Here is a 15584-nt window from a genome sequence, read left to right as displayed (position 1 = left end):
CGCCACGATCCGCTCGCGCAGGTCCATCGAATAGCTCTTGCCCATGATCCACCTCCATCCACGGTGAATCACGCTTCGTCAGATTTGGGAATCCTTCGATTCCCGATTCAGGCACGACGCTCTAGCGGACTGGTGGAGGATGCGTGGGCTGTATCGCCGGGTGCGAAAGCACGGCTGGGCTGGCCTGTACGTCGGCGCCTACGGCGAGGCGCCCGCCTGGGCTTACTCGCTCGGCTTTGACGAAACCCTGGATCAACCCGAGGTCGTCATGTTCGACGTCCCGCGTGACATTGCGAGCGGGGTCCTTTGGCAGGCCTTCGATGATCTCAAGTCGGGTGAACTGCGCTTCGAGGAAGGCGCGACATGGTCCATGGGCGAAGATCACCCACCGATTTGGCGAAAGGTCCATCCGAGCCAGATCTCCGGAGTCGTCGGCTGGCTGAGCCTGGCGCAGCAGCGACGGTTTGCGCGCACCGGCCAGTTCTCCGGGCTGGAGGCGTTCCAGCTTGTGCTTCCAGATCCAGAGGGGCACTACCCGTGGGAGCCCGGCTACGATGAGCACCTTCGGCCGCGTCAACCGGCCCTCTATCTGCCCGAGAACGATCCCCAGGCTTTCGACATGCCCGCTCCAGAACGGGTCGCCCGACGGCTGATCGGGGAACGGGGCTGGACGATTGTGCCCGTCGATGGGGCGAGGCTGTGTTGGGCCTACTCGGTGGGGCTGACCGAACATATCGGGGGGCCCGACGTGATCGCCTTCGGGCCCGATGGCGCAGCGGCGCACGACAAGTTGATCGAGGTCCAGAAGCATCTGCGCGAGAGGACGCTCGACATCGAGGATGGCCTGCGCTGGCGTGGTCTCGGCTATGAGGTGTGCTGGCGGCAGGTGCACGAAAGTCAGATCGAGGAGTACGACTGGTTCCCGCTGGCCAAGGCCTTCCGCTCCACGCGGGGCGAGCCGCAAGCTCCGGTTAGAATCTTCCAGCTATTCGTACCCGACATCGACGGTCTCTATCCTTGGGAAATCGGATGCGACCGTGAGATGCGGGATCTGCAGCCGAAGCTGTTCCAGCCCTTCGACCTGAGTGTGATCCGGCGACATGAATTCATCGCCTAGATTTGCCTTCGCAGCGCTTGCCAACCCGCTCCAACCCGCCAAAACTCAGCCCATGTCCTCCCTGCGCATGCCCCAGACGTTCCTCAAGCAGCTCGGCGTCGAGACTGGCGACGCGGTGTTTCGCCATGAACTGCTCGAGGAACAGGCCCTGTCTCTGGGCCGGGCGGGGCGCAAGGTGGAAGCGTCACTGGCGGCTCTGGCCGCGCATGAGGGCGGCGAGGGGCGGGCGGCCCTGGTCAAGGCCGCCGCCGACGCGGTCTGGGGGTTCCTGGTGCAGCGCGAGGTGTTGGGCCTGCGCGATCGCAACACAGTCGTCGCCCAGTTCGGCATTCCGCGCGAGGTTATGGCCCGCATCGGCGCGCGCTGAGGTCGATTACCGGCTTGGCTTCCGCCGCGCGAAGCGTGTCAGTATCCACAAAATCAAAGCTTTCGCCACGGAACCTGCCAATGGCCATTTCACTCTATGACGTCAGCGTGGCGTCCTATCTGCAGACCCTGGGCGCCGTCGCCGGCTTTCTGGAAAAGGGTCGGGCGCACTGCGAGGCCAACGGCATCGACACCGCGACCATCGTCGGAACCCGGCTGAAGGACGACATGCTGCCCTTCCTGTTCCAGATCGTCTCGGTCGCGCACCACTCGCGCGGCGCCATCGAGGGCGCGAAGTCCGGCGTGTTCGGCCCGCCACAGCCGCCTGCGCTCGACTACGCCGGTCTGCAGAAACTGGTGGCCGATGCCCGCGCCGAACTGGCGACCATGACCCCGGATGAGATCAATGCGCTGGAGGGCCGCGACATGGTTTTCCAGCTGGGCGAGCGGAAGATGCCGTTCACCGTGCCGGACTTCATCATGAGCTTCTCCCTGCCCAACTTCCATTTCCACGCCGCCACCGCCTACGACATCCTGCGCCAGGCGGGCGTTCCGCTGGGCAAGCGCGACTATCTGGGCTCCATGCGGATGAAGATGGCCTAGATCACGTCGAGATTGGATTGAATCAATCCAATCTCGAAAAACGTGATCGCCCTCATATGTCCAGAGCGGGTTGCGGGCGGAAAACCGGTTCCCACTTTTCCTCAACCCGCTCTAACTGATCGCCGCCACGATCGCCCCCAGCGCCCGCACGAGATCCGCAGGCGCGAGCCTGGCCTGAAGTCCGCGCTGGCCGGCGTTGACGAAGGCGGAGGGCAGGGCGGCGGCATCGGCGTCGATTACGGTGGGCACGCTGCGTTTCTGGCCGAAGGCGCTGACCCCGCCGACCCGGTAGCCGGTGAGCCGCTCGGCGTCGGCGGGTTTCATCATCTCGGCGGATTTCGCGCCCAGCACCGCGGCCAGCCGCTTCATGCTGACCTCACGGTCCGAGGCCAGCACCACGCAGGCCGGCTTGCCGTCGGCCTTGACCATCAGGGTCTTGAGCACTTCGGACGGCGCGACGCCCAGCGCCTCAGCCGCCTGCAGGCCCACGCGCTCCGCGCCGGGGTCGTAGTCGTAGGTGGCCAGCGCATAAGCGACGCCGGCCTTGTCGAGGGCCAGGGTCGCCGGCGTGGTTCGACTCAAACCAGCCCTTTGCCGCTGTCGTCGATGATGGTGCCCAGGTCGCGCGTGTCGCCGGCCATGATCATCTCGTTATGCGCTTTGCCGGACGGGATCATCGGGAAGCAGTTCTCTTCCTTGGTCACCCGACAGTCGAACAGCACCGGCTTCTTCACCGCGATCATCTCCCGGATCTTGTCGTCCAGTTCGTCCGGCGTCTCGGCGCGGATGCCGACGCCGCCATAGGCCTCGGCCAGCTTCACGAAGTCGGGCAGGCTGGAGGAATAGGTGTGCGAATAGCGCTCGCCGTGCAGCAGCTGCTGCCACTGGCGCACCATGCCCATCCACTCGTTGTTGAGGATGAAGATCTTGATCGGCAGGTCGTACTGAATGGCGGTGGAAATCTCCTGCATGGTCATCTGCACGGAGGCGTCGCCGGCGATGTCGATGACCAGGCTGTCCGGGTGCGCCATCTGCACGCCCACGGCGGCCGGCAGGCCGTAGCCCATGGTGCCCAGGCCGCCCGACGTCATCCAGCGGTTGGGCTCGTCGAAGTGATAGAACTGGGCCGCCCACATCTGGTGCTGGCCCACCTCGGTAGTGATGTAGGTGTCGTGGCCCTTGGTCAGCTCATACAGGCGCTCGATGGCATACTGCGGCTTGATCAGCTTGGTGTCCGGGCGATAGCCAAAACTGTTGCGGGCCCGCCAGGCGTCGATCTGCGTCCACCAGTCTTTCAGCGCGGCCTTGTCGACACTGAGGTTGCGCTGCTTCCAGGCCGCGATCATGTCGGCCATCACATTGCCCGCATCGCCGACGATGCCCACGTCGGCGCGCACGTTCTTGCCGATGGAGGAGGCGTCGATGTCGATGTGGATCTTCTTCGATCCCGGCGAGAAGGCGTCGAGGCGGCCGGTGACGCGGTCGTCAAATCGCGAGCCGATGGCCACCATCACGTCGCAGTCGTGCATGGCGTTGTTGGCTTCGAACGAGCCGTGCATGCCCAGCATGCCCAGCCACTGTGATCCCGAGGCCGGATAGGCGCCCAGGCCCATCAGCGTCGAGGTCACCGGCGCGCCGGTGAGCGCCGCAAACTCGCGCAGCAGTTCGGACGCCTGCGGCCCGGCGTTGATCACGCCGCCGCCGGTATAGAGGATCGGGCGCTTGGCCTTGGCGATCATGGCGACGGCCTCGGCGATCTTGCCGGCGTCGCCCTTCACGCGGGGCGAATAGTTGTGGATCGACTTCACCGCGTCCGGGCCCTGATAGGCGGCCCTGGAGAACTGCACGTCCTTGGGGATGTCGATGACCACCGGACCGGGGCGGCCCGAGGTGGCGATGTGGAACGCCTCGTGCAGGATGCGCGGCAGCTCTTCCACCGACTTCACCAGATAGTTGTGCTTGGTGCAGGGCCGGGTGATGCCGATGGTGTCGCATTCCTGGAAGGCGTCGGTGCCGATCAGGTGGGTGGCGACCTGGCCGGTGATGACGATCAGCGGGATCGAATCCATCAAGGCGTCGACGATGCCGGTGATCGCGTTGGTGGCGCCGGGGCCTGAGGTCACGAGAACCACGCCGGGCTTGCCGGTGGAGCGGGCATAGCCTTCCGCCGCGTGGGTGGCGCCCTGCTCATGGCGGACCAGCACGTGGGTCAGGCGCTGCTCGGCATAGAGCGCGTCGTAGATCGGCAGCACGGCGCCGCCTGGATAGCCGAAGAGGGTGTCCACGCCGTTGTCGATGAGGGCGCGTACGACCATTTCGGCGCCGGAGATGACATCCAGTTGGGCTTCGATCGTCTGGTGAGCGGTCATATGGGGCGGCCTGGCTTCAGAAAACGGGGAAAATGGACATTAAAAAAGGCCCTCTGGGGGCCTGGGACGAGCGACCGGTTGGTCCTGACATCTCTGTCAGTCCGTTACGGCCGCCCGGGAAGTACAAGGATCTTGCGCACGAGTATTCCTCGAAAATCAGGGTAGGGGATGTCGCATGCCCGCGTCAGGTCGTCAAGTCTGGGTTGAGCGCAAGAAACTGCCGCCACTGGTCCTGCGCATCCAGCGCGGTGATCCGCGGCCAGTCCGGGGTCTGGCCGCGCGCCCAGGTGAACTGGCGCTTGGCGTAGTGGCGGGTGTCCTGGCGCGCGGCGGCAAGTGCGATATCGAGGGGCGTCCCGCCCCGCAGGTAGGCGGCCAGCGGCTGGACGCCCACGGCCTTGAGGACGGGCAGGGCGGGGTCGAGGTCCCGGTCCATCAACGCCTGCACCTCCTCGAGCGCACCGTGGGTGATCATGGCCTCCAGCCGCGCATCACAGCGGGCATAGAGCCCGTCTCGAGGCGGCTCCAGGGTGACGGCGCGCCAGCTGCCGGCAGACAGCGCACCTTTGGAGGCGGCATGATGGTCGGTGAGGGTGCGGCCGGTGGCGGCATAGACCTCCCAGGCTCTGGCCAGACGCTGTCGGTCGCCGGGACTGATCCTTGCCGCCGCTGCGGGATCAACCTGGGCCAGCCGCTCGCGGAACGCCGGCTCGCCCAGCGTCGCGAACTCTGCGGCGACCGCCTGCCGCAACTCTGCCGGGACCTCGGGGATCTCGGCCAGACCCTGGGTCAGGGCGCGCAGATAGAGACCGGTGCCGCCCACGACGATGATGTCCGCGCCCCGGCCCTGAACGACGGCGACTGCCGTCCGCGCCGCCCGCTGCCAGCGGCCCACCGACCAGCCCTCAGACGCATCCACCGTCCCGAACAGGTGATGCGGTGCGCGGGCCATCTCGGCCTCGTCCGGCCGGGCGGTCAGCACTCGCAGATCGGCATAGATCTGCAGCGCGTCGGCGTTGATGATCTCCGCGCCCGTCGCCTCCGCCAGCCGGAGCGCCAGCGCCGACTTGCCACTTGCCGTTGGGCCGGCGATCAGCCAGATGCGGGGTTCCATGAGCCTTGTTCGGGCGACGACGCGCCCGGGTCAAGTCCGCAGGTTGCGAGGGATGATAGCATTTGCTATCAACTGCCTATGGCCCAGTTGCTTGTCCGCGACCTGTCCCCCCACGCCGTCGAGGCCCTCAAGCGCCGCGCCGCAGCAAACGGCCGCAGCGCAGAGGCCGAACATCGCGCCATCCTGGAAAGCGTTCTTGGCGCCGACAAAGAAGCCTGGCTGGCCCGCGCGCGTGAGTTGCGCGAGGAAGTTCGCGGTCGGACGATTGGCGAGTCAGCCGACATCATCCGCGAATTCCGCGACAACCGTTGAGCTGGGTCATCGACGCCTCGGTGGCGCTGAAGTGGGTTCTGGATGAGGCTGGAGAGGACGAGGCGCTCGCCCTCCTGTCGGACAAGCTCTGCGCGCCGGACCTCATGCTGATCGAGGCGGCCAATGCGCTCTGGTCCCGAGCCCGGCGCGGGCACCTCACGTCCGCACAGGCCGAACGACGCCTCCGGCAGATTCAAGACGCCCCCGTGGAGTGGACGCGCGCTCCCGGGGATATGGATGTGGCGCTGAGCCTGGCGTTCGCGCTCCAGCACCCCGTGTATGATTGTGTGTATCTGGCTGTCGCCCTTCGCGAGAATCGTCAGGTCGTAACAGCAGACACCCGCTTCATTCGGGCAGTTTCCGTTGATCCAGCCCTCTCCGCCCGGGTGCGTTCGCTCGTCTGACGCCCCTTGCTCTCGGCCGGGCGATCAGCCAGATGCGGGGTTCCATGATGCTTGTCCTTACCACCATCCTCCCGCACGTCACCGCAAACGATGACGTCGAAGCCTGCCTCTCTGTCATCGGGGAGATGGGCGTTCGCATCGGCCAGTCCGAGGATCTCGGGGCCGACGGCGGGCTGGCGTTGGATACCTTCATGGAGGCTGATGACCTGGCGATGCTTCGTCCGGTAGTCGCCGGCTTGCTGGCGGGCAAGGCGGTCGATTTCTGTCTGCAGCCGGCCACGGACCGTCGCAAACGGCTGCTGATTGCCGACATGGATTCCACCATCATCAACGTCGAGTGCATCGACGAGCTGGCTGATTTCGCCGGGGTGAAGGCCCAGGTCTCGGAGATCACCGAGCGGGCCATGCGTGGCGAATTGGATTTCGAGGCAGCGCTCAAGGAACGCGTGGCCATGCTGAAAGGCCTGCCGCTGGCCGATCTGCAGCGGGCCTATGACGAACGCGTGCGGCTCAACCCCGGCGCCCGGACGCTGGTCAGAACCATGACGGCGCACGGCGCCAAGGCGTTCCTGGTGTCCGGTGGTTTCAGCTTTTTCACCCGCCGCGTCGCCGAGGCCGCCGGCTTCAACGCCAACCGCGCCAATACCCTGATCGAGGACGGCGACCTCCTGGCCGGCACGGTCGGCGAGCCCATCCTCGGGCGCGAAGCCAAGCTGGCGGCGCTGCGGGAAGAAGCCGCGAACCTGCAAATACCCCTGTCGGCCACGCTGGCCGTCGGCGACGGCGCCAACGACCTGGCCATGATCGAGGCGTCGGGCCTCGGCGTCGCCTATCGGGCCAAGCCCATTGTCGCGGCGCAGGCCCATGCCAAGGTGGACCACACTGACCTGACTTCGCTGCTCTACTTCCAGGGCTATCGGGCCGATGAGTTTGTGATCGACTGAGGGGACGCGGCGTCACAATCCGAAGCACCGTTTGAGTTCCGCCGCCGCGCAAACGCCGCTACAGCCGGGCCATGAGTTTTCCCCGAACTATCCGCGCCGTGGTTTTCGACATGGATGGCCTGCTGGTCGACACGGAGGCTGTGTTCTACCGCGCCATGCAGCAGGCCACTGTCGGCATCGCCGACGAATTCCCGATGACGACATTTCTCCAGATGGTCGGGCTACCGAACCAGGCCGGCGACGAGATCGTTCGCAATCACTTTGGCGCCGGCTTTGACCTGACCACCTGGAACGCCGCCGTCAGCATGCACTTCCGCGAGGAACTGGCCGCCGGCATCGCGCTGAAAGCCGGCGTCTTTGAAATCCTGGATCACCTCGACGAGATCGGCATGCCCCGGGCCATCGCCACCTCGTCCAGCCTGGAAAGCGTGCGGGCCAGCCTGGGGCCGCACAGCATCGTGGATCGCTTCCACGCCCTGATCACCCGTGACGTCCAGAATAACCACAAGCCTCACCCGGAGCCGTTCCTGAAGGCCGCTGCGGCGCTGGGCGTCGATCCTGCCGACTGCCTGGCGCTGGAAGACAGCCACAACGGCGTCCGCTCGGCGTCATCGGCCGGGATGATGACGGTGATGGTGCCCGACATGCTGGACCCGACCGAAGAGATGCACAGCCTGTGCGTCCGCATCGCCCGCGATCTGCATGAGGTTCGGGCGCTGCTTGTGGCGCAGGCCTAGCAGCTATTCGGACTCCTCTCCCCCGCGACCTCGCGAACGCGAGGGCGACGAGAGGGAGAGGGCTGGGAGAGGGCCGGCTGGGCAACTCTGATGTGATGGCGAAGGCCCATGAACATCTCCGCCCTGCGTCCTCGCCGTCCCATCGGCGGATCACATTTTCACGAGCCGGCCCTCTCCCAACCCTCTCCCTCTCGGCTTCGCCGGGGGAGAGGGGATTGCAGGAGGCCTAACGCCCGCTCGGTCCCCGCTGGAAGTACTTGAAGAACGCACTGTCAGGCGACAGCACCATCGTCGTCTGCCCGTCCGCGAAGCTCTGCTCATAGGCCTGCATCGAGCGGAAGAAGGCGGCGAACGACGGGTCACGGCCATAGCTCTGGGCATAGAGGCGCGTGCGGGTGGCGTCGCCCTCACCGGTGATCTGGCCGGCCTGCTGGCGGGCCGTCGACAGCGTGATGGCCACTTCCTTGTCGGCGCTGGCGATGATCTCGCGCTTCTGCTGTTCGCCGACGGCGCGGACGCGGGCGGCTTCCTGCTGGCGCGACGTCGACATCCGGCGGAACACGGCTTCCCGGTTCTGGGTTGGCAGGTCAGCGCGGCGGATTCTCAGGTCAATCACCTGGATACCCATGCCCGAAGCCCGCGCACGGCGTTCCACGTCCACCTTCGCCAGTTGCATCAACTGGGCGCGGCGGCCGGAGATGATGTCACTGGTGGTGGCCGAACCCAGCACCTGACGGAGCGACGAGTTTACCAGGCGCTCGATACGGTCGGCGGCGATCCGCTCGTCACGCAGGGTGGTGTAGAACTGCTTGGGATCAGCGACGCGGTAACGGATGAAGGCGTCGACCACCAGACGGTCCTGCTGGGCGGTGATGATTTCTTCCTGGGCGGCTTCCAGCGAGATGTTGCGCCGGTCAAACCGGATCACCTGCTCCAGGAACGGCGCCTTGACGTTGAGGCCCGCGGCCTTGCCGCTGAAGTTGATCACGCGCACGGGATCACCAAAGCGGACGACCACGACCTGCTCGCGCTGGTCGACGATGAAGAAAGTATTGGCCAGCAGAACGGCGGCGAGCACCGCCATGCCGACCCAGGCCACGAGGCGACTGCTCATCACTGGGCCTTTCCTTGAACCTGAGGCGCGGCCTCGACCTGGGGCTGCGGCGCTGCGGCCTGCGGGGTCCGCGAACGGAACACATCCGGCGGCAGGATGATGGGCGCGCTGGCGCCCTTGGCGTCGATCACAACCTTGTTTGACCGCGCGAGGATGCGCTCCATGGCCTCGATGTAGAGGCGGTCGCGGGTCACGCCCGGCGCACGGCGGTATTCCGCATAGATCTGGTTGAAGCGCGCGGTCTCACCCTGTGCGTCGCGAACTGTCTGTTCGCGATAGCCTTCGGAGGCTTGTAGCACCTTCGAGGCATCACCCTTGGCTTCGTTGATCACGCGGTTGCGGTAGGTGTTGGCCTCGTTGGTCGCCGAGGCGGCGTCCTGCTCGGCGTTGTTCACTTCACGGAACGCGGCGACAACCTCGGGCGGAGGGTTTGCCGAGCGGATCTGGACTTCGACAATGCTGATGCCGGCGCCCCAGTTATCCAGCGTTTTCTGCATCAGTTCCGCCGTCTGAAGCTGCACCTGGCCGCGGCCGGTGGAGAAGATCGGCTGAAGCTGGGTCTTGCCCACCACTTCGCGTATGGCGCTTTCAGCCACGGCCTTCACGGCCTCGTCTGGCGCCCGGGTGGCGAACAGGTAGGCGGCCGGGTTGGCCACCCGCCAGGTGACGCTGAAGTCCAGGTCGATGATCTGCTCATCGCCCGTCAGCATCAGGCTTTCCGCCGGGGTTTCGCCCACGTCCGTCCGGTTCAGGGAGGTGACAGAAACCTTCTCCACCCGCTCGATCGGGAACGGCAGGTGATAGCGCAGGCCGGACGTCTCGGTGTGGCCGTCAAACGCGCCGAATCGCAGCACGACGGCCTGCTCGCTGGGTTGAACGATGTAGAAGCCGGAGAGGCCCCACAGGCCGACAATCCCGGCCCCGATGGCGGCCAGCGCGCGCGGGTTCATCTGGCCGCCCGAGCCGCCGAACATATCGCTCAATCGACGTTGCAGCCGCTCGAAGATCTCATTGATATCGGGACCGCCGGGTCCACGCGGGCCGCGAGGGCCGCCGCCCTGAGGACGTTTCGGCGCGGGATCCTTGCGATCTCCGTCACCGCCGGAAGGGGCGCCCCATGGGCCGGGGTTGGCATTATCGTTCCAAGGCATCAGCCGGTACGTGTCATCCGTGGGCCAAGGTCCATTAACCCACCGTGGGCTTGTAAACCGGCGCAGTGAGCCGGATATGAGATGCCACCTCCCCGAAGGCAAGACAAAGCGCATGAGTGATTACGCAGGACCGGACAGAACGGCCATTTTGAAGGCCCTGGATCTGGTCATGGATCCCAAGTCCGGAACCGGACTGACCACGGCCGGACTGGTCCGTGGCCTCGTACTGCGCTCGGGTCGCGTGGCCTTCATGCTGGAGGTCGCCCCGGCGGATATCGAGCTCTACCGGCCTGTTCGCGACAAGGCCGAGGCGGCCATCGCCGACGTCGAGGGTGTCGAAACGGCCCAGGTCGTCCTGACCACGGAGGTCCAGGCGTCCAGTTCAGCGCCCCCGCCGGCCGGGCCGGGCTTCAAGGTCAGCCCCCGTCGCCCGCAACCGGGTGAAACGCCGCCGGCGCGCCGCGCCCGAATCGCCGAGGATCCGGGCGCGCGTCTTGGCCCCATGGTCGACGCCGAACACCCGCCGAACGTGAAGAAGGTCATCGCCATCGCCAGCGGCAAGGGCGGGGTGGGCAAGTCCACAGTCTCGGTCAATCTGGCCGCGGCGCTGGCGGTGCTCGGCTACCGGGTCGGCCTGCTGGACGCTGACATCTACGGCCCCTCGGCGCCCACAATGCTGGGCGTCGACGGAGACCCGACCTTCGATGCGGAAAAGCGCCTGAATCCGATGGAGGCCTGGGGCGTCAAGGTGATGTCCATCGGCTTCATCGTCGAGCCGGGCACGGCCAACATCTGGCGCGGCCCGATGGCCTCGTCGGCCCTGCGCAGCCTGATGAACTCCAACTGGGGCACCGCGTCGGAACCCCTGGATGTGCTGGTCATCGACCTGCCGCCCGGCACCGGGGACATCCAGCTGACGCTGGTGCAGAAGCTGAAGATGGATGGTGCGGTAATCGTCTCCACGCCGCAGGAAATCGCCCTGATCGACGCGCGCCGCGCCGCCCAGATGTTCGAGAAGACCGGCGCCCCGATCCTGGGTGTGGTCGAGAACATGGCTTATTTCGCCGACAGCTCCGGCGCCCGCATCCCGATCTTCGGAACCGGCGGCGCCAGGGCCGAGGCCGAGAAGCTGGGCGTACCGCTGCTGGCCGAGATCCCGATCGAGGTGGCGTTGCGTGAGGCCTGCGACGCAGGCCGGCCGCTGGTGGCGACAAACCCCGACAGCCCCGCGGCCCGGGCCTTCCTGGAACTTGCGAGGCAGCTAGCCGGCTAACTCTGCGTCCCGGGCCTCCAGCTGGCGACGCACGTCTGCGGCCCGCTCTGCGTCGAGGCGGTAGCCGATCATGGTCAATGCGCCCAGCATGACGAAGATGATCGGCCCGACCAGGAAGCACAGCATCAGCGCCTGGATCGCCTCGGGGGTGTTGGCCTGGCCCAGCTTGGGGTCGTATCCGACCTGGCTCAGCACATTGAAGGTCAGGAAAATCGAGGCGCCCGCGGCGATCTTGCTGGTGAGCGTGGTCAGGGCATACAGCAGGCCGCTGCGCTCCTTGCCCTGCCGCAGGCGCACCTCATCGGCCACGTCGGCGGTCATGGCCCGCGTCAGGACGTTGAAACCGGCGGCAAAGAACCCGGTGAGAAACAGGATCGGGGCCGCCGCCAGCATGCTGCCCTTCGGTATGAACGGCAGGGTCAGCAGGAGCAGCGAGTAGCTCACGCAGCACACCATCACCGTCCGGTGCTTGCTGATGCGGGTGGCGATCCAGGCCAGCATCGGCGCGCCCGCCACCCCGGCCACGATGTAGATCGCCAGCAGGACGTTCGTGGCGCCGCCGCTCAGTTGCATGCTGTCGCGGCTGTAGAAGATGTAGAGTGCGGCCATCCAGCCCGGGCCCAGCGACAGCGCCAGATCCGCCAGCAGGATCCGCCTCATGCTGTGGTCGGTGATCAGCTCCCAGTAGTCGCGCAGCTGGAAGCGTTGGCCTGTGACCTCGGTGGCCAGGGTCTCGGGCGTGCGCCAGACCACAAGCCCGACCGCTATCGGCGCCAGCAGGATGATGTACCAGATCATCGCCTGTATGCCCTGCGGCTCCGGGTAGCCCATCGGCTCCATGACGATGGGGATCATCAGCACGCTCACCGCGCCGCCGACGCCGACCGCCGCCATCACGCCGAACAGCCGCGCGCGATCATCGTAGCTTCGCGCCAGAGACGCGGCCCACGCCGAGTGCGACAGCAACAGGATCGAAACGCCCAGATACATCACCAGCAGCCAGGTGATCAGATAGCTCTGGCCGACGCCCTTCCCCGACGTCATCAGCATGTAGAGGCCCAGCATCAGGAGCGGCGCGCCGAGCAGGGTCCATAGCCGGTAGCGACCGATCGGCGAGCGGGTACGGTCCATGAGGATGCCCAGCGCGGGCTCGATCGGGATATCGATGAAGCGGACAATGGCGAACGCCGCGCCCACCACCGCCAGTTCCACGCCGATGTTTGCGGCGAAATAGGCCGGGAGGTGCACGGAAACCGCGATCCCGAGCGCGCTGAGCGGCAGGCTGGTGGCGGCGAACGATATCGCCAGGCCCAACGGAAGGGTCGACGAAGAATTGGCGGGTTTGGTCAAGCCGTTCTCCCGGGGCGTTTTCTTGCGACTTGGATCAGGCTGGCCGGTTCGCCGGCGCGATATCCTCGCCGGTCAGCGATTCCATGGCCGCACCGGGATCGACCAAAGCGTCCTGCTCATCAAGTTGGCGACGGATTTCAGCATGTTTTTCGGCCGTCAGATTGTAGCCGAAGAAGCAGGCTCCCGCGATCATCACGAAGATGATCGGCCCAACGATGTAGGCCAGTTCCAGACCGCGGATGGCATCTGGCGTGTTCACCGTGCCCACCTTTGCCTGGTAGCCGATGTAGGCCAGCACGTTGAAGGTCAGGAAGATCGAGAAGGCCGAGGCCAGCTTCGAGGTCGCGGTGATCATGGCGTACATCAGGCCCATCCACTCGCGCCCGCTTTCCAACCGGATTTCGTCGGCGATATCGGCGGTGATCGCCCGGATCATCACGGTAAAGCCCGCGGCCATGGCGCCCACCAGGAACATGGCCAGTCCGAAAATCAGGAAGTCGCCCTTGGGCATGGTCGGCAGCAGGATCAGGCCCAGCGAGTAGATCGTGGTGTTGACCATCAGGGCGCGGTGCTTGCTGATCCGGTTGGCCAGCCACGCCGCCAACGGCGCGCCTGCGAACCCTGCGGCGACATAGATCATCAGTAGCAAGTTGGCCTGGGCCATCGTGAACTTGAGACTGTCCGTGAAGTAGAAAAGATAGAGCGCCGCCATCCAGCCGGGACCCAGGGTGACAAACAGGTCGGCGGCCAGCAGGCGCAGAATGTTGGGCCGGGTCAGCAACGCCCAGTAGTCGCCCAGGGTGAAGGCCGCAGGCCGATCCTTCACGATGTTCTCTCGCGAGGTCATAACCACCAGCAGCGACGTCAACCCCGTTGCAGCGATGATGAACCAGATCATCGCGTGGATGCCCTCGACGTCGGTTCCGCCCTGCCTCTCCACGATAACCGGGATCAACAGGATCGCCATGGCGCCCACGACGCCAAGGCTCGTGATGGCGCCAAAGATGCGGTTCCGTTCGGAATAGTTCTGCGCCAGCCGCCCGGCCCAGGCGAGGTGCGACAGGAACACGCAGGAATAGCCGATGTACATCACCAGCAGCCATCCGAAGAGGTAACCGACCCCCACGCCTTCCTGCGATATCATCAGCATGTAGAGGGCGAACATGAGGATCGGCGCGCCTAGCGCCATCCATATCCGATACCGGCCAAAGCGTGTGTTGGTGCGGTCCATCGCCAGACCCAGGCCGGCATCGATCGGGATATCGACAAACCGCACCAGCGCAAAAGCACCGCCCACAACCGCCAGCGAAAGGCCGAGATGACTGGCGAAGTATCGAGGCAGGTGGACACTGATCGCCAGAACCAGCGCCGCAATCGGAATGCTGGCGCTGGCGAAGGCCATCACCGCAGGGATCGAAAGTGCGCCGTTCGCAGCGACCTTGTTGCCCTGTGACACCGTGACCTACTCCTACGCCTGCGCCTCTACCGAGCGCTGGGAGGGAGTTAGGCGCAGGCGTCCGCAAACGCGCAAGGGGATTTCGATTACAAAACGGAAAAGGGCGGCCTTGCGACCGCCCCAATGCTTCGGATGCCGTACGAAATCCTACCCGCCCTGCATCTTGCGGAAGAACTTCGCCGACTGTTCGCCGCCGTTGACATAGGCCTTCTGGCCCACCTCGTCGGTGATCTTCGCCCAGTTGTCGCGGACGGCCTCGACGCTGGCCTCATGGCCGAGATAGACACCCTCGGTCTCCACGATGCGGGCGAGGGCGAAGGCGCCGGCGCCGGCGGTCAGGATCGCGCCGGTGGGCGCCTCTTCCGAGCAGAGGAACACTACGCCCGGTGTCACATACTCCGGCTTGAGCTGTTCCAGCACGGCGGGCGGCATCAGGTTCTCGGTCATCCGCGTGGCGGCGACCGGGGCGATGGCGTTGACGTGGATGTTGTTCTTCTGGCCTTCCAGCTTCAGCGTGTTCATCAGACCGATAAGGCCCAGCTTGGCCGCGCCATAGTTGGTCTGGCCGAAATTGCCGTAGAGACCCGACGACGAGGTCGTCACCACGATGCGCCCGTAGTTCTGCTCGCGCATGACGTCCCAGACCGCCTTGGTCGGCTTCACCGTGCCGAACAGGTGCACGTCCACCACCACCTGGAAGTCGCCGAAGTCCATCTTGGCGAAGGACTTGTCACGCAGGATGCCGGCGTTGGCGATCAGGATGTCGATCCGGCCCCAGTGGTCCATGGCGTCCTTGACCATCCGCGCCACGCCGGCGTCGTCGGTCACCGAGGAGCCGTTGGCGATGGCCTCGCCGCCGGCCGCCTTGATTTCCTCGACCACCCTCAGGGAGGCTTCCGAGTGGCCGCCGGACCCGTCCACCGAACCGCCCAGATCGTTGACCACCACCTTGGCGCCACGCCTGGCCAGTTCCAGCGCATGCGCCCGGCCCAAGCCGCCGCCAGCGCCCGTTACGATCGCCACTTTGCCGTCGAAGCGGATGTCCGCCATTACAATCACCCCTGGATCTGAAGTCCGAAATCGGCGCGGGTTTTGCGGCGTGGGGACTGCGACGTCAAGGCGAGGCGAGGGGTATTCAATTTCGGATTTTCGGTGACATCGCGTAATTGAGGTAGGCCCATCCAGACCTGAAGATACGAAGTCGGAGCGAGTGGATCGCGCTGCTTCAAACAGGAGGATGGACCCAATGGAAGTTTATGTCGGGTTGGACGTGT

At 65.7% G+C, this 15584-nt stretch carries 16 protein-coding genes; 8 read left to right on the top strand and 8 right to left on the bottom strand.

What is annotated here, in order from left to right:
- The first annotated feature begins 139 nt into the window (after positions 1–139).
- The 3 genes from ACIQ3B_RS15905 (at position 140) to ACIQ3B_RS15895 (ending at position 2086) form a co-directional block, all read left to right on the top strand.
- Positions 140–1117 carry a DUF4262 domain-containing protein gene (locus ACIQ3B_RS15905; protein WP_397404276.1) on the top strand — a complete coding sequence of 326 codons (978 nt, stop codon included), beginning with the start codon at positions 140–142 and terminating at the stop codon, positions 1115–1117.
- A gap of 52 nt (positions 1118–1169) precedes the next feature.
- A complete protein-coding gene (locus tag ACIQ3B_RS15900) occupies positions 1170–1484 on the top strand; it encodes a DUF6665 family protein (RefSeq protein ID WP_397404274.1) in 315 nt (104 codons plus the stop codon).
- Positions 1485–1564: 80 nt separating this feature from the next.
- The gene (locus tag ACIQ3B_RS15895) at positions 1565–2086 is read left to right on the top strand and encodes a DUF1993 family protein (RefSeq protein WP_397404272.1); all 522 of its coding nucleotides are present in this window, start codon (positions 1565–1567) and stop codon (positions 2084–2086) included.
- Positions 2087–2197: 111 nt separating this feature from the next.
- Here the strand turns inward: ACIQ3B_RS15895 and ybaK are convergent, their stop codons facing one another.
- The 3 genes from ybaK to miaA all read right to left on the bottom strand — a co-directional run bounded on the left by ybaK (position 2198) and on the right by miaA (position 5569).
- Positions 2198–2668, bottom strand: a complete 471-nt coding sequence (gene ybaK, locus ACIQ3B_RS15890) for a Cys-tRNA(Pro) deacylase (RefSeq protein WP_397404270.1) — start codon at positions 2666–2668, stop codon at positions 2198–2200.
- Positions 2665–4455 carry an acetolactate synthase 3 large subunit gene (locus tag ACIQ3B_RS15885; protein WP_397404268.1) on the bottom strand — a complete coding sequence of 597 codons (1791 nt, stop codon included), beginning with the start codon at positions 4453–4455 and terminating at the stop codon, positions 2665–2667. The genes ybaK and ACIQ3B_RS15885 overlap by 4 nt, the downstream gene beginning before the upstream one ends.
- Before the next feature lie 184 nt (positions 4456–4639).
- Entirely contained in the window at positions 4640–5569 is a 930-nt protein-coding gene (miaA, locus tag ACIQ3B_RS15880; protein ID WP_397404267.1) for a tRNA (adenosine(37)-N6)-dimethylallyltransferase MiaA, read from the bottom strand.
- A gap of 78 nt (positions 5570–5647) precedes the next feature.
- On the opposite strand from miaA, the gene ACIQ3B_RS15875 reads away from it, so the two are divergent.
- The 4 genes from ACIQ3B_RS15875 (at position 5648) to ACIQ3B_RS15860 (ending at position 7966) form a co-directional block, all read left to right on the top strand.
- Entirely contained in the window at positions 5648–5881 is a 234-nt protein-coding gene (locus ACIQ3B_RS15875; RefSeq protein ID WP_397404265.1) for a FitA-like ribbon-helix-helix domain-containing protein, read from the top strand.
- On the top strand, positions 5878–6285 hold the full coding sequence (locus ACIQ3B_RS15870; protein WP_397404263.1) for a type II toxin-antitoxin system VapC family toxin: 408 nt from the start codon (positions 5878–5880) through the stop codon (positions 6283–6285). The genes ACIQ3B_RS15875 and ACIQ3B_RS15870 overlap by 4 nt, the downstream gene beginning before the upstream one ends.
- 47 nt (positions 6286–6332) lie before the next feature.
- Positions 6333–7229: a phosphoserine phosphatase SerB gene (serB, locus tag ACIQ3B_RS15865; protein WP_397404278.1), complete on the top strand. Its 897-nt coding sequence runs from the start codon at positions 6333–6335 to the stop codon at positions 7227–7229.
- A 71-nt stretch (positions 7230–7300) separates the two neighbouring features.
- Positions 7301–7966 (top strand): HAD family hydrolase, encoded by a 666-nt coding sequence (locus tag ACIQ3B_RS15860; RefSeq protein ID WP_397404261.1) that lies wholly within the window; start codon positions 7301–7303, stop codon positions 7964–7966.
- 226 nt (positions 7967–8192) lie between these two features.
- On the opposite strand, the gene hflC is transcribed toward ACIQ3B_RS15860, so the two are convergent.
- Positions 8193–9080, bottom strand: a complete 888-nt coding sequence (gene hflC / locus ACIQ3B_RS15855; protein ID WP_397404259.1) for a protease modulator HflC — start codon at positions 9078–9080, stop codon at positions 8193–8195.
- Complete coding sequence (hflK, locus tag ACIQ3B_RS15850; RefSeq protein ID WP_397404257.1) at positions 9080–10231, bottom strand: FtsH protease activity modulator HflK; 1152 nt, start codon at positions 10229–10231, stop codon at positions 9080–9082. The genes hflC and hflK overlap by 1 nt, the downstream gene beginning before the upstream one ends.
- 112 nt (positions 10232–10343) lie before the next feature.
- Between hflK and ACIQ3B_RS15845 the strand changes: the two genes are divergently transcribed.
- Positions 10344–11504: an Mrp/NBP35 family ATP-binding protein gene (locus ACIQ3B_RS15845; RefSeq protein WP_397404255.1), complete on the top strand. Its 1161-nt coding sequence runs from the start codon at positions 10344–10346 to the stop codon at positions 11502–11504.
- Here the strand turns inward: ACIQ3B_RS15845 and ACIQ3B_RS15840 are convergent.
- From ACIQ3B_RS15840 to ACIQ3B_RS15830, 3 genes are all read right to left on the bottom strand, one after another.
- Positions 11493–12854: an MFS transporter gene (locus tag ACIQ3B_RS15840; RefSeq protein ID WP_397404253.1), complete on the bottom strand. Its 1362-nt coding sequence runs from the start codon at positions 12852–12854 to the stop codon at positions 11493–11495. The genes ACIQ3B_RS15845 and ACIQ3B_RS15840 overlap by 12 nt on opposite strands.
- A gap of 34 nt (positions 12855–12888) precedes the next feature.
- Positions 12889–14310, bottom strand: a complete 1422-nt coding sequence (locus tag ACIQ3B_RS15835; protein ID WP_397404251.1) for an MFS transporter — start codon at positions 14308–14310, stop codon at positions 12889–12891.
- Between the two features lie 147 nt (positions 14311–14457).
- On the bottom strand, positions 14458–15360 hold the full coding sequence (locus ACIQ3B_RS15830) for an SDR family oxidoreductase (protein WP_397404249.1): 903 nt from the start codon (positions 15358–15360) through the stop codon (positions 14458–14460).
- Between the last annotated feature and the right edge of the window lie 224 nt (positions 15361–15584).

This window comes from Phenylobacterium sp. (assembly GCF_044358365.1).
Lineage (GTDB): Bacteria > Pseudomonadota > Alphaproteobacteria > Caulobacterales > Caulobacteraceae > Phenylobacterium.
Note: the sequence above shows the minus strand (reverse complement) of the source record. Positions and strands in the feature narration are given on the sequence as shown.